The organism is Eikenella sp. NML120348 (assembly GCF_001648435.1).
Classification (GTDB): domain Bacteria; phylum Pseudomonadota; class Gammaproteobacteria; order Burkholderiales; family Neisseriaceae; genus Eikenella; species Eikenella exigua.
On the sequence record NZ_LXSP01000001.1, the window covers coordinates 212,859 to 234,899 of the forward strand.

Below are 22,041 nucleotides of genomic sequence, written 5' to 3' on the forward strand. Positions count from 1 at the left end.
CGATTAAAGGGCGGCAGTATAGCCCAGGGCGGGGCGGATGCGAAGCGGCGCGGTTGATTTGGAGGGCGGGCAAAGGCTACCTGAAACTGCTTTGTTTGTTTTTCAGGTAGCCTTGTTGCGGTTTGCAGGCCGAACTTTACTCTTCTTCTTTACCAAACCAGCGTTGCCAGCCTTCGCGGATTGGTGGGGCGATTTTCAGCAGATACACCAACACCACAATATTGCCTGCCGCCACGATGAGGTAAAGCAGGTTGATGCTGTCGAACAGCCATAGAAGGATGGCGGAGAGCAGGGCGGCGGCCACCATGAAGAGGCCGTTGATGATGTTGTTGGCGGCGATGGCGTGAGCACGGAATTCTTCGCTGCTGGCGGTTTGCAACCAGGTGTAGAGCGGCACGGAGAAAAAGCCGCCGCAGAAGCCGAGCAACACGATGCAGAGCATCACGGCATAGGCATCGCCGCGCAACAGGAAGCTGCCGATGCCGCTGTATTCGTGATAGTGCGTGCCATGCACGAGGGAAACGAGCAGCAGGCCGAATATGGCCATGCCCACCGTACCCACGGCCACCCAGCCGAGATTGAGCCGGCGGTGACTGAGTTTGGCGCACAGCACGGAGCCGCTGCCGATGCCGATGGAAAACAGGGTGAGCATCAGGTTGAACACATTGTCGTTGCCGCCCAGGTGCAGCTTGGTGAAGGTGGGCAGCTGGGTGGTGTACACCGCGCCGATAAACCAAAACCAGGAAATGCCGATGATGGCGGCGTAGATTTCGCGGTTGGCAAAGGCTTGTTTCAGAATGGCTTTGGAGTTGTGCACAATGTGCCAGTCGATTTTTGCTTCCGGGGTTTTCGGCGTCACGCGCGGCATAAACAGGCTGGAGGCGAGACCGCCGGCAGCAATGATGAGCAGGAAAACGGATACCGTGGTGCCGCCGATACCGGCCAGAATAGTGCCCAAAATCTGGCCGAACAGGATGGCGAGAAACGTGCCGCCTTCCACCAGGCTGTTGCCCACAATCAGCTCGTGTTCGTCCAAATAATCGGGCAATACGGCGTATTTGAGCGGGCCGAACAGCGTGGAATGCAGGCCCATCAGGAAAATGCAGAGCAGCAAAAGCAGCAGCGACTGGCTGAGGAAGCCCACCGTGGCCAGCAGCATAATCAGCACTTCGGCCACCTTCACCGCCACCGCCATGCGGCTGCGGTCGAACTTGTTGCACAGCTGGCCGGAGAGGGCGGAAAACAGGAAGAAGGGCAACACAAACAGAAGCGCACTCACGTTAATCATTTGTGCCGGCTCGATGAAGCCGTTTTTGCCCAAACCATAAAAGCTGATCATGGTGGCCAGCGCGATTTTGAACAGGTTGTCGTTGAGTGCGCCGAGGAATTGGGTGCCGAACAGCGGGGCAAAGCGGCGCGATACGGCAAATTTGAAGCCTGGATTCATGGTTTGTCCTGCGGGGGTGGGGAGTCGGGATGGACGGAATCGTCGTCCATCAGAATGCGGTGGGCGGGGCCTTCCAAATCGTCAAACTGGCCGTTGTGGCCGGACCACCAAAAGAAATAGCCGATTACGAAGGCTAGCACGATGCTGATGGGAATCAAGATAAACACGCTGTCCATCAAAGGTTTCCTTCCAAATCGGTGAGCAGCAGGGTGTGGCCGCCGAGGCGCAGGTATTGCTGGCGGATATCGGCTGCCAGGCCGCCTTCGGCATCATACAGGGCAATGCCCTCGCCATGCGGCTGCCAAACCAGCAGCTGGCCGGCCAGGGCTTCCAATGCACGGGCAGGCGCGGCATCTTCCGGCGGCAACGCGGCTGCGTGCGCTTGAATCATGGCGCTGCCGGAGATGGGCTCATCGTCGTTGTCGGCAATGAGCACGAGGAAACCGAGCAGGGTGCCGTTGGGAGTGCTGAGGGTGAATTGGCGCATTTTCAGGTAGCCTTTTATTTCAGGTAGCCTTAGTTGAGTGTGTTATTTGCTGTTGAGCAGCCAATATTGCAGGCCGACCAAGGTTTTGCCGTCTTGAATCTGGTTGTTGGCAATGGCTTCCCGCACGGCTTGGCGCGAGAGCAATACGGTTTCGACAAATTCGTCTTGGTCGGGCTTGCGGGTGCTGGTGGGCGTGATGCCTTCGGCGAGGTAGAGATACATTTTCTCGTCGCAGAAGCCTGGGGCGGTGTAGAAGGTATGCAGTAGGCGTACGGATTGGGCGCGGTAGGGGGTTTCTTCTTCCAGTTCGCGCGCGGCGCATACGGCCGGATCCTCGCCGGCATCGAGCTTGCCGGCGGGCAGCTCGAGCAGGGCTTGGCCGGTAGCATATCGCCATTGGCGCACCAGCACCACTTCGTCTGCTTCGGTAACGGCCAGCACACAGGCGGCGCCGGGGTGGCGGATAACAATGCGGTAGTTTTGGTTGCCGTTGGGCAGGCGCACAGTATCGCGGGCAATGGTAACGAATTTGCCGTCGAAAATCGGTTCGGAAGAGAGTTGGGTTTCGGTGAGGTTCATTGCAGTGGGGTGAGGCTACCTGAAATTTTCAGGTAGCCTTTTCTAGAAACAGATTATTGGGAAACGTAGCCGCGCAGTTCTTTGGCCTTGTTGCGGGCCTCGGTGGCGGTGCATTCGAGGCGGGCGAGCTGGCCGTTGTTGCCGCCGCCGGCCTGTTGGGCGGCTTGGGCACATTTGGCTGCGCTGCTGGCGGCCCAGGATTGGTAGTCTTGACCGATGATGTCTTTCACATCGGCAGGCACGCTCTGCCACACATTGCGCAATTCCTGCTGGGCGGCTTGGGCACGCTGGGTGGCTTCAGTGAGCTGGTTGCCGGTGAAAGTTTCGGCTTCCTGCTTGAGGGTGGGGATGCGCTGCTGCAGCTCGCGGGTGTCGCATTCGATACGCAGTGCTTCTTGCTCTAGCGGATCGGTGGAATCGGCCTTGCTTTGGTAGGTACATTGGCTCACCCGCAGACGTGCCCATTGGCTTTGCGCGTCTTTGAGCGCGGTTTGGACGGCGTCGGGCAGTGCTTGCCAAGTCTTATTCAGGTTTTCTTGCGCCTGTTTGTTTTCGGTGCGCAAAAGTTCGATACGGGCTTGCAGACGGTTTTGGTCGAGCGTGTTTAGCTCTTGCTGGCGGGTTTCCTCGGCTGCGGATTTCTGGCGGATTTCGGCTACTTGTTTGGCCAAATCGGGGGCGGTGAGGTAGAAGGACAGGGGCGGCTGCAGGCCGGAGGAGGCGGTTTTGCTGTCTACGTTGATAACGAGTTTGTCGCCGCTGTCGGTTTGGCTGACGGTGTAGTTGAGCGGGCGAATGTAGCCGCCTTGGCCGTCGGGTTTGAGGGTGGGGTCGCCGGCGGTCATCATTTCGTTGTATTCGATGCCGTCGCTTTCATTGATCTCCATGTAGTCGGAAATGCTTTGTTTCAGGCGGGCTTGGGCTTCCGGTTTGGGGGCAAAGCGCAGGGTGGCTTCGCAGGCAAGTTGTTTGTTGTCTTCGGAAGCGGCTTGGGTGGTGCGGATGTCGGTGATTTCGAAGCCGAGCTGGTCGAGTGCGGCCTGGATTTCGGCGGCACCAACCTGTGGGGCGGGCAGTTCGCTGTCGCTAGGCGGGAAGGCAGTAGCCTGAATTTGGGCTTTGAGCTGTTCGAGCGCTTCGGGTGCTTGGCAGCTGAGGGCGGCCGGTTTGGCTTCTTCTTTGCCGCAGGCAGCCAGCGAGGCAGCGATCAGGAGGGCGAGGACGGGTTTAATCAGGGGGTTCATGTTTGGATTCCTTGATTAGGAGATGGATAACAGTATTCTAACCCGCCATGGTGAGCGATGGCGGGAAATTTTGGTTTTGCAGCGAAAGCACTTTACTTCCTGCTGCTGCGGCTTGCCACTTATACTGTTGGCAGCTTGCTGCTTGGTAGAGAGAAGCATTACTTGGCTATAACTGAAGCTGTAGTTTTTCAGGTAGCCTGTGTTTGGTTTGGCGGTAAATGCTACCTGAGAGTTTGCGGCATGCTGGTGCTATTGCAGCAGCAACCTGAAGCGGATGCCGATTTTGCGCCATTGGGCGGCATCATCGGCCAGTGCGCCGGCGGTGAGGAGGTTGTCTTCCGGCCATTGACGGCTAATGGCGAGGGTGTAGTTTTTGTTTTCGTAGCTCAGTCGGGTGCCTGCGGGCAGGGTGTGTGGCAGGCGGGCGCGGCAGAACAGTACGGCCAGGCGCAGGGCGGCCACGGCAAGCCACATGGTGGGGCTGATAGGCAGCTCGGCCATTTTTTTTAAATCGCCGCGCTGGCCGAGCACCAGGGTGGCGAGGATTTGCTGCTCTTGGCGGGAAAATCCGGGCATGTCGGCTTGCTCGAGGATGTAGGCGGAGTGCTTATGATAGGCAGTGTAGGCAATGTCGGTGCCGATTTCGTGCACGAGGGCGGCCCAGCGCAGGTATTGTTGCCAATAGTGGCGCTCTTTTTCGGATTCGCGTTCGGCGAGCATGTTGAAGAACTGGGCGGCGAGGGTGGCCACGCGTTGGGCTTGGTTTTGGCTGACGTGGTAGCGCTGTTGGAAATGGGCGATGGTTTGCTCACGCATGTCTTCGTTGAGCTGGCGGCCGATGAGGTCGTAGAATACGCCGTCGCGTAGGGCGGCGTCGGTTACGGTCATGCTGTCGATATCGAGCTCGGCAAATACGGCGTTCATCATGGCCAGCCCACCAGCGAATACTTCGATGCGGTCGGCTTTCATGCCTTCGAATTTGGCTTTTTTGGTGCTGCCGGCTTCAATCAGACGGGTGGCAATTTTTTGTAGGGCGGCGGGAGTGATGCGGTTGTCTTCGGGATTGGCGGCGGCAATGAGGTCGCGCAGGGTGCGGGCGGTGCCGGAAGTGCCCACGGCCAGCTGCCAGCCGGTGCTTTTCAACAGCTTGGCAATGCGTTGGATTTCGCTGCGGGCGGTGTTGACGGCTAGCTTGAAGGATTCGGCGGATACTTTGCCTTTGGGGAAGAAACGCAGGCTGTAGCTTACGCAGCCGAGATTGAGGCTTTCGGTGATGTCGGGCTGCAGGCGGCTGCCGATTACGAATTCGGTGGAGCCGCCGCCAATATCAACCACCAGCATCTGCCCGCTGCCGGGTGGCAGGGTGTGGATGACGCCGGTGTAGATAAGGCGGGCTTCTTCGCGCCCGGCGATGATTTCGATGGGAAAGCCCAAGGCGGCTTCGGCGCGGGGCATGAAGGGAGCGATATTTTTGGCCACGCGGAAGGTGTTGGTGGCCACGGCGCGCACCTGCTCGGGCGGAAAGCCGCGTAGGCGCTCGTGGAATTTGGCCAGACAGGCTAGTGCCCGCTCTTGGGCGGCTTGGTCGAGTTGTTTGTGTTCGTCCAGCCCGGCGGCAAAGCGCACCATATCTTTGATGGAATCAACGATTTGCAGCTGCCCGTTGTGGTTGGTGCAGATTTGCAGGCGGAAACTGTTGGAGCCGAGGTCTACCGCGGCCAGCATATTGGCGGGAATGGTCATATTGCTTGTGTTGGATAGAAAGCGTGTATCTTACCTTGCGGCGCCTAGTGTGTCATTATGCTGCGGAATTTCAGCTCGCCTCTAGGGGAAGCGGCTTTGTTATAATGCGCTTGAGGCTACCTGAAAATTGGTTTTCTATTTTTCAGGTAGCCTGCGTTATGGTTTAGATTGAGTGTGAAAGGTTGGTTTATGCGGATTCGTGCGTGCAATGCTGTGCTGAAACGCGGTGTGGCGGCGGGGTTGTTGGCGCTGCTTGGAGCCTGCTCGCTGGTGAACTATCGGCCGGTGGCTACTATTTCGAAAGTAGATACCACGCAGGGCTACCGGCTGGAGCAGAGCATTGCGCAGCAAAACGACGATGTATTCGTGGTGCTGCTGTTTTCCGGCGGCGGCACGCGCGCGGCGGCTTTGGGCTACGGCGTGCTCGAAGAGCTGGCCAAGCAGCCGGTGTACATCGAAGGGCGGGAAAAACCGCTGCTCGATAGCGTGGACTTGGTGTACGGCGTGTCCGGCGGCTCGGTGCTGGCTACTTATTATTCGCTCCATGGGCGCGATACCATCCCTGCATTTGAACAGCAATTCTTGAAGCAGAATTTCCAAAAACTGGTAAGCCGGCAAGTGTTCTCGCTGGCCAACCTGCCGCGCCTGACCTCGCCTGAATTCGGGCGCGGCGATTTGCTGCAGGAGCAGTTTGAAGCCAGCCTGTTTGGCCACGCCACCTTCGGTGATTTGGCCAGTCGGCGCAAAGGCCCGTTTGCCGTGGTGTCGGCCACCGATATGTCGATAGGGCGGCGCTTTGATTTCACGCAAGAATTTTTCGACATGATGTGCCTCAACCTTTCCGATTTGCGCCTGGCGCGCGCTGTGGCCGCCTCCAGCGCCGTACCCGTGGTGTTCAGCCCGATTACGATTAACAACAACGGCGGCAACTGCGGCTACACCCTGCCGCCGCGCCTGCAAAACGCGCTGGAACACGGTAGCGACGAGCAGCAGCAAGCCCGAACCCGCCGCGAGTTTGGCCAAGAGTTGGCGCTATATCAAGACAGCAAAAACCGTCCTTATGTCCATTTGCTCGACGGCGGTCTCACCGACAACCTCGGTTTGCGCGGCCTACTGGAAGCCACTGAAATCTATCCCAGCCAAATTCTGCACCGCCAGCTGGCCAACCAAAACGTGCGCAAAATCATCGTGATCAGCGTAAACGCGCAAAACCAGCTCGACAGTACCATCGACCAAAGTGCCAAAGTGCCCGGCCTCTACGATGTGTTGGGCGCCATCATCAACGTGCCCATCGACCAAAATTCGCAAGAGTCGCTACGCCGCATCCGTGCTGTGGCCGACCAATGGAACAGCCAGGCCGGTAGCCGCCGAGGCCAGCCGATCAGCCTGCATTTCGTGAGCCTAAGCTTGCGAGATTTGCCCGACTCCACCCTGCGCAAAAACGTGCTCAATATTTCCACCAGCTTTTACCTGCCGCGTGAGGACATCAACAACCTGAAAGAAGCCGCCCGCGTGCTGATGCGCCAATCGCCCGAATACGCCCGGGTGCTGGCTGCCTTATCGAAAGAAGCGGGGTCAGAATCAGGGGCACAAGAAGGCTCGACTGCGCCGGCTCAAGATGCCTGCAAAAACGGCACAGCGGCAACCAGGGCAGATTGTTTGGAGGAAGGTGAGGCAGAGTGAGGATAGTTGGTTAAGCTGGAAGGCTACCTGAAAGATTTCAGGTAGCCTTTTATAGTGGGTGGATATCAAACTAAGCTAGTGTTAGCTTGCTTTATCGTATTGATCAGCTTTCAGGGAGCCTGCTTTTTACGTGCGCCCCACACGAACAGCGCCACACCCGCCCATACCCACAGATAACCGGTAAACTGCATACGGCTGAACGGCTCGTGGAAGGCGGTGAGGCCGAGTAGGAATTGCAGGCTGGGCGAGAGGTATTGCAGTATGCCGATGGTGGTGAGGCGGATGCGTTGCGCGGCGGCGGCAAACAGCAGCAGCGGAATCATGGTGGCGGCACCGCTGCCGATTACAATGGCCAAGGGCAGGGGCGGCAATTGGGTGAAGACCAGGCTGCCGTGCCAATAATGCCAGCCAAGATACAGGAGGGCAAAGGGCAGCAACATCAGTGTTTCCAGCGTGAAGCCGGGCAGGGCTGGCAGCGGGGCAAGTTTACGCAACAGGCCGTATATGCTCCAGCTCACACCGATGCCCAGTGCAATCCAAGGCATCTGCCCGCCCCATGCGGAAAGCCACACCACGCCCACGATGGCTAAAAGAATCGCGCCGATTTGCAGCGGGCGCAGGGCTTCGCGCAGAAACAGTCGGCCGCAGAAGATGCTGGCGAGGGGTGCGATGAAGTAGCCCAGGCTGGCTTGCAATACCTGCCGTTGGGTGATGGCAGCCAAATAGAGCAGCCAGTTTGCCGCCAATAGGGTGGAACAGATGGCGAAGGCGGTGAGGGTTTGGCGGCTTTTGACGGCTTGTACGAGTTGGGTGCGGGCAGAAGGTGAGCAGGCTACCGCGCCGATGGCGAGCAGCGATGCCCATACGATACGGTGTGCCATCAGTTGCCCGGCGCCGATGGGCTGGCCGACTAGGGGCAGCCAGTAGAGCGGGAAAAAGCCCCAAATCAGGTAGCAGCCGATGACGCAGTAGAGGCCGCGGCGGTATTCGGTGGAGTGGGTGGTATTCATGATGTGTTGGCGGATGGTGTAGAGACTACCTGGAAGTGTTGGCTTCAGCGTGGCCATAGCTTAAGTGTTTATATTTTCATGCGGTGTGGATGCACCTTGCTGTATTACTTGTACTCTGCCGCTTGCTACCTTACATGAAAAAATAAGTGTTTAGCTATCGAATCAAACGAAACCTATAAGCCAGTTTGTTTGGGTTACACGAGAACGGTAGAGGCTACCTGAAAATCCGTCGGGCGGTTTCAGATAGCCTCTATACAGCCGTTTGGCCGTTACATCAGGTTCAAATCACTTACACGCTCGAAGATGTGCGTACTTTCGCGGCCTTCTTCGTAGAGCTTGATGCGCAGGCGCAAGTCGTTGGCGGATTCGGCCTGGCGCAGGGCTTCGTCGTAGTCGATTTCGCCGTTGATGTAGAGGCGGAACAAGTCTTGGTCGAAGGTTTGCATGCCGTCGTCCTCAGCGCGTTCCATCAGCTCGCGAGCCTCAAGCAACTGGTTTTTGAATACGTGATCCTGCATAGCGGGGGTGTTGATAAGCAGGTCGATGATGGCATTTCGGCCTTTGCCGCCTTTTTTCAGCACCAAACGCTGGCCGATAATGGCCACTAGGTTCAACGCCAAGTCCATCAGAATTTGCGGATGCCGTTCTTCGGGGTACAAGTTCATAATACGCTCAACGGTTTGGCTGGCGTTGGTGGCGTGGATGGTGAAGAAGCACAAGTGGCCGGTTTGCGCCAGTTGTAGGGCGTACTCCATGGAGTGTTCGTTACGTACCTCACCCACGCAGACTACATCGGGCGCCTGACGCATGGCGCTTTGCACGGCTGCACCCCAGCTGTGGGTATCAAGGCCGACTTCGCGTTGGGTGATGATGCTCTTGATCGGGCTGTGAATATACTCGATCGGGTCTTCGATGGTTACGATGTGGCCGGCGGAGTGTTTGTTACGCCAGTCGAGCATCGCGGCCTGCGAAGTGGATTTACCGGAACCGGTGGGGCCGGCCAGAATAATCAGGCCGCGCTTGCGCATGGAGAGCTCTTTGAGCACTTGCGGCAGGCGCAGGTCGTCTATGGTGAGAATGTTGGTGGTGATGCGGCGCATTACCAAGCCGATGCGGCCTTGTTCATGGTAGGCGTTCACACGGAAACGGATACCGTTTTGTGATTGCAGGGAGTAGTTCAGCTCCCATTCCACCGGGAATTTGGCTTTCTGCTCGTCGTTGAAGGTGGAGTAAACGATTTGTGCGGCTTCTTCTTCGGCGAGCGGTTTTACCGGAATCGGCACCAGCGTACCGTCGATTTTGAACGAAGGCGGGAAGTTGCTGCTGATGAAGATATCGGAAGCGTTGCGTTTGAGCGATTCATCGGCCATTTTTTCCAGTAGCGGGTGCAGTTTGGCGCGCTCGCGGGTTAAGTGCTGGTTCGGGCCGTGGCCAATAGGCTGTGCCGGCGCGGCATGCAGCGGCGGATGGCTAGACACGGCTGGTGCGGGACGGGCGGTAGGCTGCTGCGGGGCAGTCTGAGCCAGAGTCGGTTTGGCTGGGGTCTGCATTGGTTGGGCGGCATGGGGTGCAAGGGCTGCTGCGTATTTAGATTTAAGTTGCGGCTGCGGTTGTGCTGCTTGCGGCTGCACTGGTTGGGCAGGCGGCGTAATGGGCTGTGCCACGAAACCTGGTTCAATCAATTCCGGTTTGCCGAATGTGCTTTCGGGCAAATCGGGCAGCGGCGGAATATCGAGTGTACCAGTGGCCAGCTGGCTTTCCATGGAAGCCAAATTGCCATTCGGCATCATGGCGGCAGTAACGGGAGTGGGTTCGGGCGGTAGGTCGTCGCGTTGGTTGGCCATTTCGGAGAGCAGCTCGGCCAAGTTTTGTTTGTGCTGATCGTTTGACATGATGTTTTCCCTTGTACGATTGTCGGTTTAGACGAGTTGGTCGGGGTTCTGCGCTTTGGCGCGGGCGGCATCGATGCTGATAATGCCGCGTTTGAGCAGGGCCTGCAGGGATTGGTCGAGCGTCTGCATACCGTGTGCTTGGCCGGTTTGCAGGGCAGAACCGATTTGGGCGATTTTGTTTTCGCGGATCAGGTTGCGCACGGCGGCGGTGGAAATCAGGATTTCGTGCGCGGCCACGCGGCCTTTGCCGTCTTTGGTTTTGAGCAGGGTTTGCGAAATCACGGCGCGCAGTGATTCGGAAAGCATGGAACGCACCATCTCTTTTTCGCCGGCGGGGAACACGTCGATAATACGGTCCACGGTTTTGGCTGCACCGGTGGTATGCAGGGTGGCGAATACTAGGTGGCCGGTTTCGGCGGCGGTGAGCGCCAAACCGATGGTTTCCGGGTCGCGCATCTCACCCACCAGGATGATATCCGGGTCTTCACGCAGTGCGGAGCGCAGAGCGTTGGCGAAGCTGTGGGTGTGTTGGTGTAGTTCGCGTTGGTTCACCAAGCATTGTTTACTCTGGTGCACAAACTCGATCGGGTCTTCGATAGTGAGGATGTGGTGGTGATGGTTTTCGTTGATGTAGTTGATCATCGCTGCCAGGGTGGTGGATTTACCGGAACCGGTGGGGCCGGTTACCAGCACCAGGCCGCGCGGCTGGTCGGAAATTTTTTGGAATACTTTGGGCGCGTTCAATTCTTCCAGTGTGAGTACTTTGCTGGGAATAGTACGGAATACGGCAGCCGGACCGCGTTCGGTGTTGAATGCGTTCACACGGAAACGGGCGATGTTGGGCAGTTCGAAGGAAAAGTCGGTTTCCAGCCGTTGTTGGTAGTCTTTGCGCTGGTGGTCGTTCATGATGGAAGAGATCATGTTGCCCACTTCTTCGGCGCTCATTTCCGGCAGGTTGATGCGGCGCACGTCGCCGTGCACGCGGATCATAGGTGGTAGGCCAGCGGAGAGGTGCAAGTCGGATGCTTTGTTTTTCACGCTGAACGCGAGTAGGTCGGTAATCTGCATGGCGTTTGAAACTCCCTTTTCAGTAATTTTTTTGCAGTTTTGCTAAAAACAGTTCATTGTAAATACAGATGGCAGGATAAATAAAGGAAAACTTGTATTTTCATGTAAAATTGGCGGTTATCTGAAACAGGATACAGGGTTTTGGCATGTTTCTGGCTATTGGCCGGGATGATGCCCAGTCAGACAGAGGCTACCTGAAAATCCATTCTGTTTATTTTTCAGGTAGCCTCCTGCAATCTACCGGCCAATCAAACGCCATTCCAAACACCCTTTCTTAATCATGATGACCTCGCAACAAAAAGGCCTAGCCTGGACGGCGGCGATGGCGCTGTTTATGCAGTTGCTGGACGCCACTATTTTGAATACTGCGCTGCCGGTGATGTCGGCAAGCCTGCACGAATCGCCGCTGCAAATGGAGCTGGCCATCATCAGCTATGCGCTTACTGTGGCCGCGCTGATTCCACTATCGGGCTGGCTGGCCGACCGGCTGGGTACGCTCAACGTGTTCCGGCTGGCGGTGGCGGTGTTCGTGCTCGGTTCGGTGGCCTGCGCCGCCTCGCCCACTTTAAACTGGCTGGTGCTGGCACGGATTTTGCAGGGCGTGGGTGGCGCGCTGATGATGCCGGTGGCGCGGCTGGCGATTATCCGCACCGTGCCCAAATCGGAATTGGTGGCGGCGTGGAATTTAATGTCGATGACCGGCCTCATCGGCCCCATCGTCGGGCCGATTTTGGGCGGTTGTATGGCGGTAAACCTTTCTTGGCACTGGATTTTCTTCATCAATATTCCCATCGGCCTGTTCGGCATCGCCATTGCCGGACGCTATATGCCCAATGTGCGGGCCGCCGTGCAGCCCTTGGATTGGCTGGGCTTTTTGCTGTTTGCCGGTGGCCTGGTGGGGATTACCTACGGGCTGGAGCTGGCGGCGGAAAACCTGCACAACGGCCGCCGCGCCCTAGTAGTTATCGGGCTGGGTGCGGCGGCCATGTGGCTGTATGCCGCGTATGCGCGGCGTGCTAAAAATCCGCTGCTGCCGCTTTCGCTGTTCCGGGTGCATACTTTCAGTATCGGGCTGGCAGCGAACCTGATGTTCCGCGTGCTCTCTTCCGGCATCCCCTTCCTGGTGCCGCTGATGCTTCAGGTAGCCTTCGGCTACAATGCCGAAATGGCGGGCTGGATGCTCGCGCCGGTGGCGTTGAGCTCGATTTTGATGAAACCGTTTACTGCGCCGATTCTGGTGCGCTTCGGCTATAAAGGTACGCTCTTGGGTGTGGCCGTGGCTATGTCGGCCGTGGTGGCTGCGCTGTCGCTGCTCGATTCGCACAGCTCGATAACGTTTTACATGCTGCTGGCCACCTGCTTCGGCCTGTGCCAATCCCTGATGTTCACCGCCATCAACACTCTTACCATCGGCGATTTGTCGAACGAAGAAGCCAGCGCGGGCTCGACCATGCTCAGCGTGGTGCAGCAGGTGGGCATCGGCATCGGCATTGCCGTGGCCGCCGTGATTTTGGGCGCATACCGTGCCGCCGTGGGCGAAACCGGCGCGCTGCTGGAACAGGCCTTCAGTTACACCTACCTGTCGCTGGCTACCTTCGGCCTGGTGCTACTGTGGCTGTTGGCCAAACTGCATTCCGGCGACGGCGGGCATTTAAACCGTAAGGCTACCTGAAACCTTCATCCGCACATTTGAATAGATTTGAAAGCCATCATGAGCAATACCACCCCCAACTACCTTACCCCAGTCGGCTGGCAGGCATTGAAAGACAAGCTCTATCAGCTGGTGAACAAAGAGCGCCCCGAAATCGTGCAAATCGTCAACTGGGCCGCCTCCAACGGCGACCGCAGCGAAAACGGCGACTATCTCTACGGCAAACGCCGCATGCGCGAAATCGACCGCCGCATCCGCTTCCTCACCAAACGGCTGGAAGCGGCGCAAGTGGTCGATCCCGAAACCCGCGAAGCCACCGACCAAATCTTTTTCGGCGCCACCGTGGAACTGCTGCGCGGCAACGGCGAAGAGCAAACCGTGCGCATCGTGGGCGTGGACGAAATCGACACCGCCCGCCACAAAATTTCCTGGACTTCCCCGCTCGCCCGCGCCTTGCTCAAAGCCCGCGAAGGCGATGAAATTGTGTTCCACGGGCCGGAAGGCAGGGAGGAAATCGAAGTGTTGTCTGTAGCTTATGTGAAGATAGAGTAGAGGGCAGATATATCGTGTAGGGAAAGGCTACCTGAAAATTTTCAGGTAGCCTTTTGCTGGCGTAAAGCGGTGTTGCCATGCTTAAACAACATCCGTTTTTAGCCGGCCTGGTGCAGAGATGACGGCCATGCTTGGATAGTGTTCCGACAGGTATAAAACTTATTCCTACAAGGTTGCAGGCTACCTGAAATTTAGCAGATTGACTGAAACGAAATGATGGGCTAGTTTCAGGTAGCCTTTCATCATATTGCAGGCTATAATCTGCCGCCATTAGTCGGGGTGCCGCAGAGGCGGCTGAGAAAATACCCGTTGTACCTGATACAGCTAGGGTCTGCCGGCAATTACTGGTTTCCGCGTCTTCTCGTTTCCAAAGCAGCATCTTCCGCGTTGGCAATCCTCGCAAGGTGTACAACCTTGCTGTGGTTTCCGCCTTGAATCTACCGCCTTGGGAACAAAAATCCACTTGGAAAAGTAATTGCCAACAGCCCCAATACTGGCGTAGGAAACTATGTGGGTGGCTAGGCATCAAACAGTACAGTTTGATAACAGGCTACCTGAAAGCGAAGCTGAAGAGCCCGCCATATTCTCTTGATACAACACCATTTCTCGCCCGATCCAATAGCGGGCGTTTTTCTTGCCCGTGCCGCCAATCAATAGGAATAAAGTAATATGGAAATCAAATATCTAGATCAAGTTCGTGCCCGTAATCCGCTGGTGCACAATATCACCAATATCGTGGCGGCCCATTTCTCGGCCAACGGCCTGCTTGCAATTGGTGCTTCGCCGATTATGGCCGACAGCGTGGACGAAATGGCGGAGCTGGCAGCGGTGAGTTCGGTAGTGGTGCTGAACATCGGCACGCTGAACAAGCAGAAGGTGGAAGCCATGCTGGTGGCGGGCAAGTCGGCCAACCGTGCGGGCGTGCCGGTGGTGCTTGATCCGGTAGGCGCAGGCTTTACCCAGCTGCGGCGCGAAACCACGGCGCAGCTGTTGGCAGAAATCCGATTTGCTGCTGTGCGCGGCAATGCGGGCGAAATGGCGCACATTGCCGGGGTGGAATGGCATGCCAAAGGCGTAGATGCAGGCAGCGGCTCGGCCGATTTGCACAGCATCGCCCAACGCATTGCGCAGCAATACGGTTGCGTTGCCGCCATCAGCGGCGAAACTGACTACGTTTCCAACGGCAGCCGCACCGCTAAATTGAATAACGGCACGCCGCTGTTCCCCAAAGTAACCGCTTCCGGCTGCCTGTTGAGCACGGTGGTGGGCGCATTTGCCGCTGTGGCCGCGCCGGAAGACTATCTGCACGCCGTGGCCGAAGCCTGCACCGTGTATGCCGTGGCGGGCGAATTGGCGGCGCAGGGCTTGCAGCCTTCGCAGAGCGGCTCGTTCGCATGGGAGCTGATCGACAGCCTGGCCGCTGTATCAGCACAGGAAGTAGCGGCACGCGCGAAAGTAGAATGGATTTAACGGCTTAATTAGGAGAGAACAGATGACGCAAATTGCACAAGCCCTTACCATCGCCGGCTCCGACAGCGGCGGCGGCGCCGGCATTCAGGCCGATTTGAAAACCTTTCAAATGCGCGGCGTGTACGGCATGAGCGTGCTGGCGGCGGTAACCGCGCAAAACACTCTCGGCGTGCAGGCCATCCACGGCGTGCCGCTCGATATTATCCGCGCACAAATCGATTCCATCGCCGCCGATTTTAGCTTCGCAGAAACTCGCGATGCTCGTTTTCAGGTAGCCGCTTTTAAAATCGGCATGCTCGGCACGGCCGAAGTGATTGAATGTGTGGCGGAAAAACTGACAGGCAAACCGTTTGGCCGGCTGGTGCTTGATCCGGTGATGGTGGCCAAGGGCGGTGCGCCGCTGTTGCAGCAAAACGCCGTGGCCGCGCTCAAACGGCATTTGCTGCCGCTGGCCGACGTGCTCACGCCCAACCTGCCCGAAGCCGAAGCGCTGACCGGCATCGATATCCAAACTGATGCCGACGCCGAACGCGCCGCCCACATCTTGCAGGAAGCCGGTGTACAAACCGTGGTGATTAAAGGCGGCCACAGCGGCGAATCGCAAAGCGAAATCTGCCGCGACTGGGTGTTTATGCCCGACGGGCAGTTCACTTTGGAAAGCCCGCGCTTCCCCACCCCGCACACCCACGGCACCGGCTGCACCTTCTCCGCCTGCCTCACCGCCGAGCTGGCCAAAGGCGCAGCGGTGGAAGCGGCCATCCGCACCGCCAAACAGTGCATCACCGCCGCCATCTCGCAGCCCATCAATATCGGCCATGGCCACGGGCCGGTAAACCATTGGGCGATGATGTGTGCAGAGTGAAGAAAGCAAGCAGACAGCTTGGCTGTGTGCAAAGGCTACCTGAAAAGATTTGGCTTCGTTGGAGCTGATGTTTTCAGGTAGCCTTCGTGTATATGGCTGGAAGGTTACCTGAAACTCGATGTGCTGAAACAAACGGCTTGGAACAAGATTCCAAGCCGTTTGTTTATTGTGCCAATTCTGCCCGGAACACGCCGCGCGAGGCGTTGGAGAGGCGGATTTCTTCGGCGTGTTCCAGCATGTCGCGGGTGATGTGCGTTTCGATGACTGTATTTGTGCCCAAGTAGGTTTGCGGCTGCTGCAACACGGCTTGGCGCATGACGCCGTTTAGGATGTCCAAATCCAGAGACGGGGTGAGCCATTGTCCTTGGTATTTGACGAACACGTTGCTTCTGCCGCCTTCGAGCAGGAGGCCGTTTGAATTGAAAAACAGGCTGTCGAATGCGCCCTGCGTTTCGGCGGTTTGCCATGCTTGGTCGTACAGGGCGCGGCGGGTGGTTTTGAAGCGGCGCAGGTAGTCGCGGCGCGGGAGGGGTTGCGGGGCGGGGATGATGCGCTGGGAAGCAGGCAGTTCAGCGGTGGCGGCATGGCTGAGGATGAGGCCGTCTGAAACGAGTTCGGTTTTCAGGCGGAACAGGCCGTCGGGCAAGTCGGCGATGTATTGCCGGATTCGGGTTTCGCAGTCATCGGGCAGGGGCAGGTTGAGGGCTTGGGCTGAGGTTTTCAGACGACCTAAATGCAGGTCGAGCAGGCGGCATTGCCTGTTTTCCACGCGCATGGTTTCGAAGATGCCGAAGGCGGGGCGCAATTCGTTGAGGAAACGGGCTTTCCAGCCGCATTCCCGATATTCGGCGGCGGGGTCGCTGTCGATGACGATGCCGGAACCGACGCCATACACCCCTTGATAGAGGTCGTCTGAAATCGGGTCTGAAACAGGTTTGAGCGACAGGGTGCGGATGACGACGTTGAATATGCCTTCAAATCCCAGCCCGCCCGCGCAGGGGTTCAGGTAGCCGATGCTGCCGGTGTACAGGCCGCGCGGTTCGGCTTCGAGCGATTCGATAATCTGCATGCTCATGAGTTTGGGTGCGCCGGTGATGCTGCCGTAGGGGAAGGCGGCGCGGAGGATGTCGGCGAACGAGGTGTTTGGCAGGGCTTGGGCTTGGATGGTGCTGGTCATCTGCCAGACGCTGCCGAAACGCGATACTTTAAACGGCTCGGGCACGCGCACTTTGCCAGTTTGGGCGATTTTGCCGAGGTCGTTGCGCAGCAAATCGACAATCATCACGTTTTCGGCGCGGTTTTTTGGGTCGTTTTGCAACTCGGCGGCGCGGCGTTCGTCTTGCCCGTCGCCCAAAATCGGCGCGGTGCCTTTCATCGGTTCGGTGCTGATGGTGCCGTCCGCACCGATTTTGAGGAAGAGTTCGGGCGAGAAACACAGCATTCACGCAGATTTCCCCTCCGTATCGGGCAGGTGGGACAAGACGGCATACAGAACGGGTTGGCGCAGGCGGCAAACCAATGTAGAGCAAGATTGCGCCGCGTTCAGACTCAATCCCCATTAGCGGCAAACCGAATTCGTAGTCTGCAAACAACACAGCATGCAGCCCTTTTGCAGCGTATCATCCAGCGAATCCAGTTCGTTATGATGGAAAAGGCGGATTTCCACATGATTTTGATAGAGTTTTTCGCGGCCGCTCACAGCATCGTCAAACAGGGTGAAATAGGGTATGGCTGTGAATGGGCAAGATATGAATGATAGGATCATACGCGCTTTAGGGGATGGAGTTTGGGTTTACCTGAAAAACGGATGATGGTTTTCAGGTAGCCTCATTACCATGAAACATGGATATAACTAAAGCGAATTGAATCTGCCATGGTGTAAACGCCATCTGGACTGCGGGAGAACAAAGGACAGTTGGTGGGAACAGCCGGCAAAGCGGCTGCGGCTTTACAAAGGGGCAGAAGGCTACCTGAAAAAGCATTTCCACTCCGCTTAACTATGCAAAAAGCAGGTGAAACAAACGGCCAATCAGCGCTCGGGTACGGGCAAAGCCAGCCGTAGCGGTCTTCAGCCAAGCCGTATTGGATGTCAGTAATCGCATTGTGGATGGCTGTGCCGTGCTCTTGGCTTTGCAGCACGATTTCCTTTCCATTGATAACAAAGGAAGTAACCGGCGACACCACGGCTACCGTTCCGGTGAGGGTGGCTTCTGCTCTGTTTTCTGCCGCTGCTTGCAATTCGGCCACGGTGAAATTGCACTCACTCACTTTGTAGCCCAAATCGGCGGCTACATGCAATACGGAATCGCGGGTTATACCGTGCAGGAATTCTTCGGTGGGCGGCTGCTTGGTGATGATTTCATTGCCATTAATCAGCGCAAAGTTGGACGTGCCGGTTTCCTGCACGTCGCCGTTCGGGCAGAACAACGCTTGGTTGGCGCCGTATTGCTCTCGGGCGCGCACCACGTTTTGCAGTGCGGAGGTATAGTTGCTACCGCATTTCACCCGGCCCATGTGCGGTGCACAGTGGATGTGTTCGGTTTCCACTAACAGCTTCATCGGCGAACCCACTTTGAAATAGTCGCCCACCGGCGAAGCCAAGATATACAGCATGGCCGAAGACGAGCCCACGCCGGCCTTGCCGATTGCCGGGTCGGTGCCGATAAGCGTGGGCGCAGATACATGGCGGCGGGCGCATCCGGCACAGGCAGTTCCAACAGTTTCGTACTCTGCTGCATACAGGCGATATTCACTTCCAGATGGAAGATAACGATACAGCCATTATTTTACTGGCGGAAGGCCTTCAGCCCTTCAAAGCACTCACTGCCGTAGTGCAGGCTGCTTGGCCGATGGCAGGGAGAGCGAATCGGAAGACTGCCGGCGCATCGGCTGCCATGCGCCATCGGAAAAAACCAACACCGGCATCTCGCGGTGGAAAACGCTGCCGAAAACGGCAGGAACTGCTTTTCCCATGATATTTCTTTGTGATTTGTGCTAAGGCGTCAAAGATATTCTTGAAGCAAAGCGTTTGACAAGCCTTTTGTGCCAAAAATTGCATCCAAGAAGGCTACCTGAACAACGGTTTCTGCGAAAAGCAAACCCGCCATCAAGGCGTTTACGCTCCGCAGACGGGTTTTCAGGTAGCCTGTTTGCCGGATTGGGGCGCAGGTTTGGGATTAATAGCAAATTGCGTTAAGCGGGGTGTGTTGCTCTGATGAATGTTGAGGTGAAGGCTTTGTAGGGGATAAGCACTCAATAGAAGCGGTTTCAGAAGCTTCGGTATTCAGCGCGTCGTCCCTTATGCAAAAGGCTACCTGAAAATCGGAATAAATCGTTTCAGGTAGCCTTTTGGTATTGGACTGGCGCTTACAGGGAAGAGAAGGTGTCGCATTGCGCCGGGTCGCCGCTTTGTAGGCCGCGGCGGAACCATTGCAGGCGTTGGGCGGAGGTGCCGTGGGTGAAGCTGTCGGGCACGGCGTAGCCGCGGCTGCGTTGTTGCAGGCGGTCGTCGCCCACGGCTTCGGCGGCGTTGAAGGCTTCTTCCAAGTCGCCCTGTTCAAACAGCTGGCGTGCTTGCGCGCGGTTGGCCCATACTCCGGCCAGACAGTCGGCCTGCAGCTCCACCATCACGGAGAGGCGGTTGGCATCGCGCTCGCTCATGCGGGCGCGGGCACGGTTTACGCGCTCCATGGTGCCGTCGAGGTTTTGCACATGGTGGCCGACTTCGTGGGCAATCACATAGGCAAAGGCCGCATCGCCCGCTGCGCCGAGCTGGTTTTTCATGTCGTCATAGAACGAGAGGTCGAGGTAAACCTTTTGGTCGGCTGGGCAGTAGAACGGACCCATCGCGGATTGGCCGGTGCCGCAAGCGGTGGGGGTGCTGCCGCGGTAGAGCACCATTTTCGGCTGCACATATTGCCGGCCTTGGCTGCGGAAATATTCGCCCCAAGCGTCTTCGGTGGTGGCGAGGATTTGCGAGGAAAATTGCGCCAATTGCTTTTCTTCGGGGCTGATGGTGCGTTGCTGCTGTTGTTGCATCTGCGGCATCTGCATGCTGCCGCCGGTGAGGCCGCTCAAATCCACGCCGTAATAGGCACCGATGAGTACGATAATTAGGCCGGCGAGGCCCATTTTGCCACCACCTCCGCCGCCAAGGCTGCGACGATCTTCGATGTTGCTGCTGCTGCGTTGGTTGCCGAGTTTCATATTGGAATTCCTTGGGTTGGTGTGGTTTGGGCAGATTATATAACAAGCTACCTGAAAAGCATGCGGAGATTTTGGCTTTGCAGAAACTTGCTTAGCTGGTTTTAGCTTCGTTGAAGCCGGTGCTTTCAGGTAGCCTTGGCGTGTGCGGCAGGGGTTTATTCGATAGCGTATTCGATGGTTACGACTAATCGCACTTGTTTGCCAACGGTGGTTTTGTCGTAGCTGCCGCCGTATTCGTCGTCGCCGCTACTGCCGCTGTCAGCATAGATATTGAACGAGCCTTGCGAAGCGGAGCGCATGGCGCCGACTTTGCCGCCGCCGGTGGAGGCGAATTCGTCGGCGCGGCGGCGGGCATCTTCAGTGGCCTGTTTAATCAGACTGTGTTTGATGGTTTCGAGGTTGCCGAGCAGGTATTGCGGGGCTTCGAAATCGATAGCGTCGTTGCCGGCGCGCAGGGCGAGGATATTTTGGTGGGCGCTTTGGATGCGGTCGAGTTTGCTGCTGGCCACGGTGAGCTGCTGCTTGCCGTCGTAGCCGTTGGGGGTGCGGATTTCGTTGCCGTGGGCATCGCGTTCCACCAAGAAGGCCGGGCTGATTTCGGGAGCGGCAGTTTGGATTTCGGCTGCGTCGAAGCCTTGGCTGCGCAGGAATTGTTCGAGTTTGGGGCGTTGCTGGTTCAGACGGTCGAGCACTTCCTGATAGCTGGCGCCGTGTACGCTCACGGCGGTGTTCCAGCGGGCATGGTCGGACTGGAAGGTTTGTTCGGCCAGGCCTTTTACGGTGATCGTGCCGGGCTGGCGGAAATTTTTAAACTGGCCGCCCAACACGAAGGCTGCGGCCACGAGGCCGATGGCGAGTAGGGCACCGAGGGCTTTAACACTGCCGGAGAGGGCTTTTTCTGTGGACATAATGCTTTCCTTTGCGCTTGGTGGAAGAGAGTCGGCGGAGGCTACCTGAAAAGGTATAGACGGATTTTCAGGTAGCCTTTGATGCTATTCCTGCCAGCCGCGTTTGAGTTTGTCCAGCTCCCGGCGGTCGCGTTTGGTGGGGCGGCCGTCGGGGTAGGCGGCGCTGATGCGGCTGGCCTGGTCGAGCGCTTTTTGCGCTTCGCGTTTGGCGGCGGTGGCGCTGTCTTCGGCGTAGAGGGAGCGTGCTTCGGGGGCGGGGCGGCGCTGGTGGTTGAGCGCGAGCACGGTGATTTTGTAGGGCAGGGAGTTGAGCGTGAGGTTGATGGTGTCGCCCGGCTCGATGTTTTTGCTGTTTTTCACTTTCGCACCGTTCACCAGCACGCGCCCGAGCTCGATGTGTTTCTGCGCCATGCCGCGCGTTTTGAAGAAACGTGCTGCCCACAGCCATTTGTCGAGCCGCATGTGGTGTTCGTCGTGTGAATTTTTGCCTGCCATAGTTGCCTCCGTGTTCAAGCGACTATTTTATACCAAAGGCCGGGAATGCGGCTAACGGCTGGCGGTTGGATTTGTATGTGGTATGTATGCAAATGTATTCGTAATATTTTTATATTTATTATCATTGTGTTGGTTTATTGTTATTGAGAGATGGTACAAAAAATATTGCGTAGAGAAATCATTTTAGATATATTTGAATACAAATGAATACAAAAAGAGAGGTGATTGCATATGGCTGCTGCCAACCGAATTCCGATTAGCGTGCGAATATCGCAGGAAGACGCAGATTTTATTGCTGAATTAAAAATAGAAGGCGCGAATACGCCTTCAGAGAAAATTCGTGAGCTGCTTACACAGGCGCGGCTTGCCCACAGCCAAACCCACGATTACGGCACCGCACTGGCTGCACAGGAGCAGTTTTTTCAGGTAGCCCGGCGCGACGTGCTGCACGCCGAGAAAGAACGGGGCATCCATTCGCACATTGTGGCGCGGCTGTTCGAGCAGCTGCCCGACCTGGCCGCCACGCTGGCCACCGACCTGCCGGAAAACGCGCAGGAAGCCGATTTGAAGCAATACGAGCGCGAGCTGATGTGGCGCATCGTCCGCCTCACCGACAGCATCCTGCAGCTGGCCGTTACCGGCAAAGGCGCAGCCTACGACGATACCGTGCTGCAACAGCTTGAAAATACTTTGAAATTAGCGAAGATTGTGCAGCAGGCGGGCGAAGTTTGATATCTGCCCCGC

General features: G+C 57.2%; 19 protein-coding genes and 2 pseudogenes. 7 read left to right on the forward strand and 14 right to left on the reverse strand.

Features of this window, described 5'->3' with window-relative positions; genetic code table 11:
* Positions 1-136 precede the first annotated feature (136 nt).
* The 6 genes from A7P99_RS01000 to ppx all read right to left on the reverse strand — a co-directional run bounded on the left by A7P99_RS01000 (position 137) and on the right by ppx (position 5,500).
* On the reverse strand, positions 137-1,447 hold the full coding sequence (locus A7P99_RS01000) for an MFS transporter (protein WP_067686243.1): 1,311 nt from the start codon (positions 1,445-1,447) through the stop codon (positions 137-139).
* Positions 1,444-1,623 carry a cbb3-type cytochrome oxidase assembly protein CcoS gene (gene ccoS, locus A7P99_RS01005; RefSeq protein WP_003822854.1) on the reverse strand — a complete coding sequence of 60 codons (180 nt, stop codon included), beginning with the start codon at positions 1,621-1,623 and terminating at the stop codon, positions 1,444-1,446. The genes A7P99_RS01000 and ccoS overlap by 4 nt, the downstream gene beginning before the upstream one ends.
* Positions 1,623-1,934: a hypothetical protein gene (locus A7P99_RS01010; protein WP_067446576.1), complete on the reverse strand. Its 312-nt coding sequence runs from the start codon at positions 1,932-1,934 to the stop codon at positions 1,623-1,625. Before A7P99_RS01010 ends, ccoS begins: the two co-directional genes overlap by 1 nt.
* A gap of 42 nt (positions 1,935-1,976) precedes the next feature.
* Positions 1,977-2,513, reverse strand: coding sequence for an NUDIX hydrolase (locus tag A7P99_RS01015; protein ID WP_067446579.1), 537 nt, complete (start codon positions 2,511-2,513; stop codon positions 1,977-1,979).
* A gap of 53 nt (positions 2,514-2,566) precedes the next feature.
* Entirely contained in the window at positions 2,567-3,757 is a 1,191-nt protein-coding gene (locus A7P99_RS01020) for a lysozyme inhibitor LprI family protein (protein WP_067446582.1), read from the reverse strand.
* Between the two features lie 249 nt (positions 3,758-4,006).
* Complete coding sequence (gene ppx, locus A7P99_RS01025) at positions 4,007-5,500, reverse strand: exopolyphosphatase (RefSeq protein WP_067446585.1); 1,494 nt, start codon at positions 5,498-5,500, stop codon at positions 4,007-4,009.
* Positions 5,501-5,689: 189 nt separating this feature from the next.
* Between ppx and A7P99_RS01030 the strand changes: the two genes are divergently transcribed.
* On the forward strand, positions 5,690-7,183 hold the full coding sequence (locus A7P99_RS01030; protein ID WP_067527605.1) for a patatin-like phospholipase family protein: 1,494 nt from the start codon (positions 5,690-5,692) through the stop codon (positions 7,181-7,183).
* Between the two features lie 110 nt (positions 7,184-7,293).
* Here A7P99_RS01030 and rarD read toward each other — a convergent pair whose 3' ends face one another.
* The 3 genes from rarD to A7P99_RS01045 form a co-directional block, all read right to left on the reverse strand.
* Entirely contained in the window at positions 7,294-8,250 is a 957-nt protein-coding gene (gene rarD / locus A7P99_RS01035; RefSeq protein ID WP_231863692.1) for an EamA family transporter RarD, read from the reverse strand.
* A gap of 212 nt (positions 8,251-8,462) precedes the next feature.
* The gene (locus A7P99_RS01040) at positions 8,463-9,629 is read right to left on the reverse strand and encodes a PilT/PilU family type 4a pilus ATPase (RefSeq protein ID WP_369799156.1); all 1,167 of its coding nucleotides are present in this window, start codon (positions 9,627-9,629) and stop codon (positions 8,463-8,465) included.
* A gap of 483 nt (positions 9,630-10,112) precedes the next feature.
* Positions 10,113-11,153: a type IV pilus twitching motility protein PilT gene (locus tag A7P99_RS01045; protein ID WP_067525785.1), complete on the reverse strand. Its 1,041-nt coding sequence runs from the start codon at positions 11,151-11,153 to the stop codon at positions 10,113-10,115.
* Between the two features lie 146 nt (positions 11,154-11,299).
* On the opposite strand from A7P99_RS01045, the gene A7P99_RS10530 reads away from it, so the two are divergent.
* The 5 genes from A7P99_RS10530 to thiD all read left to right on the forward strand — a co-directional run bounded on the left by A7P99_RS10530 (position 11,300) and on the right by thiD (position 15,688).
* Complete coding sequence (locus tag A7P99_RS10530; protein WP_255361280.1) at positions 11,300-11,431, forward strand: hypothetical protein; 132 nt, start codon at positions 11,300-11,302, stop codon at positions 11,429-11,431.
* Positions 11,432-11,433: 2 nt separating this feature from the next.
* Positions 11,434-12,825, forward strand: a complete 1,392-nt coding sequence (locus tag A7P99_RS01050; RefSeq protein ID WP_082881511.1) for a DHA2 family efflux MFS transporter permease subunit — start codon at positions 11,434-11,436, stop codon at positions 12,823-12,825.
* Positions 12,826-12,864: 39 nt separating this feature from the next.
* On the forward strand, positions 12,865-13,356 hold the full coding sequence (greB, locus tag A7P99_RS01055) for a transcription elongation factor GreB (protein ID WP_067527942.1): 492 nt from the start codon (positions 12,865-12,867) through the stop codon (positions 13,354-13,356).
* Positions 13,357-14,025: 669 nt separating this feature from the next.
* Positions 14,026-14,826, forward strand: a complete 801-nt coding sequence (gene thiM / locus A7P99_RS01060; RefSeq protein WP_067446601.1) for a hydroxyethylthiazole kinase — start codon at positions 14,026-14,028, stop codon at positions 14,824-14,826.
* 22 nt (positions 14,827-14,848) lie between these two features.
* Positions 14,849-15,688 (forward strand): bifunctional hydroxymethylpyrimidine kinase/phosphomethylpyrimidine kinase, encoded by an 840-nt coding sequence (gene thiD / locus A7P99_RS01065; RefSeq protein ID WP_067527609.1) that lies wholly within the window; start codon positions 14,849-14,851, stop codon positions 15,686-15,688.
* 163 nt (positions 15,689-15,851) lie between these two features.
* On the opposite strand, the pseudogene A7P99_RS01070 reads toward thiD, so the two are convergent.
* From A7P99_RS01070 to A7P99_RS01090, 5 genes and pseudogenes are all read right to left on the reverse strand, one after another.
* A pseudogene (locus tag A7P99_RS01070) lies at positions 15,852-17,417 on the reverse strand (chorismate-binding protein).
* Between the two features lie 320 nt (positions 17,418-17,737).
* Positions 17,738-18,661, reverse strand: a pseudogene (locus tag A7P99_RS01075) (aminotransferase class IV); the annotation flags it as partial.
* Positions 18,662-19,054: 393 nt separating this feature from the next.
* Positions 19,055-19,894: a neutral zinc metallopeptidase gene (locus A7P99_RS01080; RefSeq protein WP_067686249.1), complete on the reverse strand. Its 840-nt coding sequence runs from the start codon at positions 19,892-19,894 to the stop codon at positions 19,055-19,057.
* Positions 19,895-20,049: 155 nt separating this feature from the next.
* Positions 20,050-20,802: an SIMPL domain-containing protein gene (locus tag A7P99_RS01085; protein WP_067686252.1), complete on the reverse strand. Its 753-nt coding sequence runs from the start codon at positions 20,800-20,802 to the stop codon at positions 20,050-20,052.
* A gap of 84 nt (positions 20,803-20,886) precedes the next feature.
* Complete coding sequence (locus tag A7P99_RS01090) at positions 20,887-21,297, reverse strand: RNA-binding S4 domain-containing protein (protein ID WP_193563033.1); 411 nt, start codon at positions 21,295-21,297, stop codon at positions 20,887-20,889.
* Between the two features lie 231 nt (positions 21,298-21,528).
* Between A7P99_RS01090 and A7P99_RS01095 the strand changes: the two genes are divergently transcribed.
* Complete coding sequence (locus A7P99_RS01095) at positions 21,529-22,029, forward strand: hypothetical protein (RefSeq protein ID WP_067446681.1); 501 nt, start codon at positions 21,529-21,531, stop codon at positions 22,027-22,029.
* Positions 22,030-22,041: the final 12 nt, after the last annotated feature.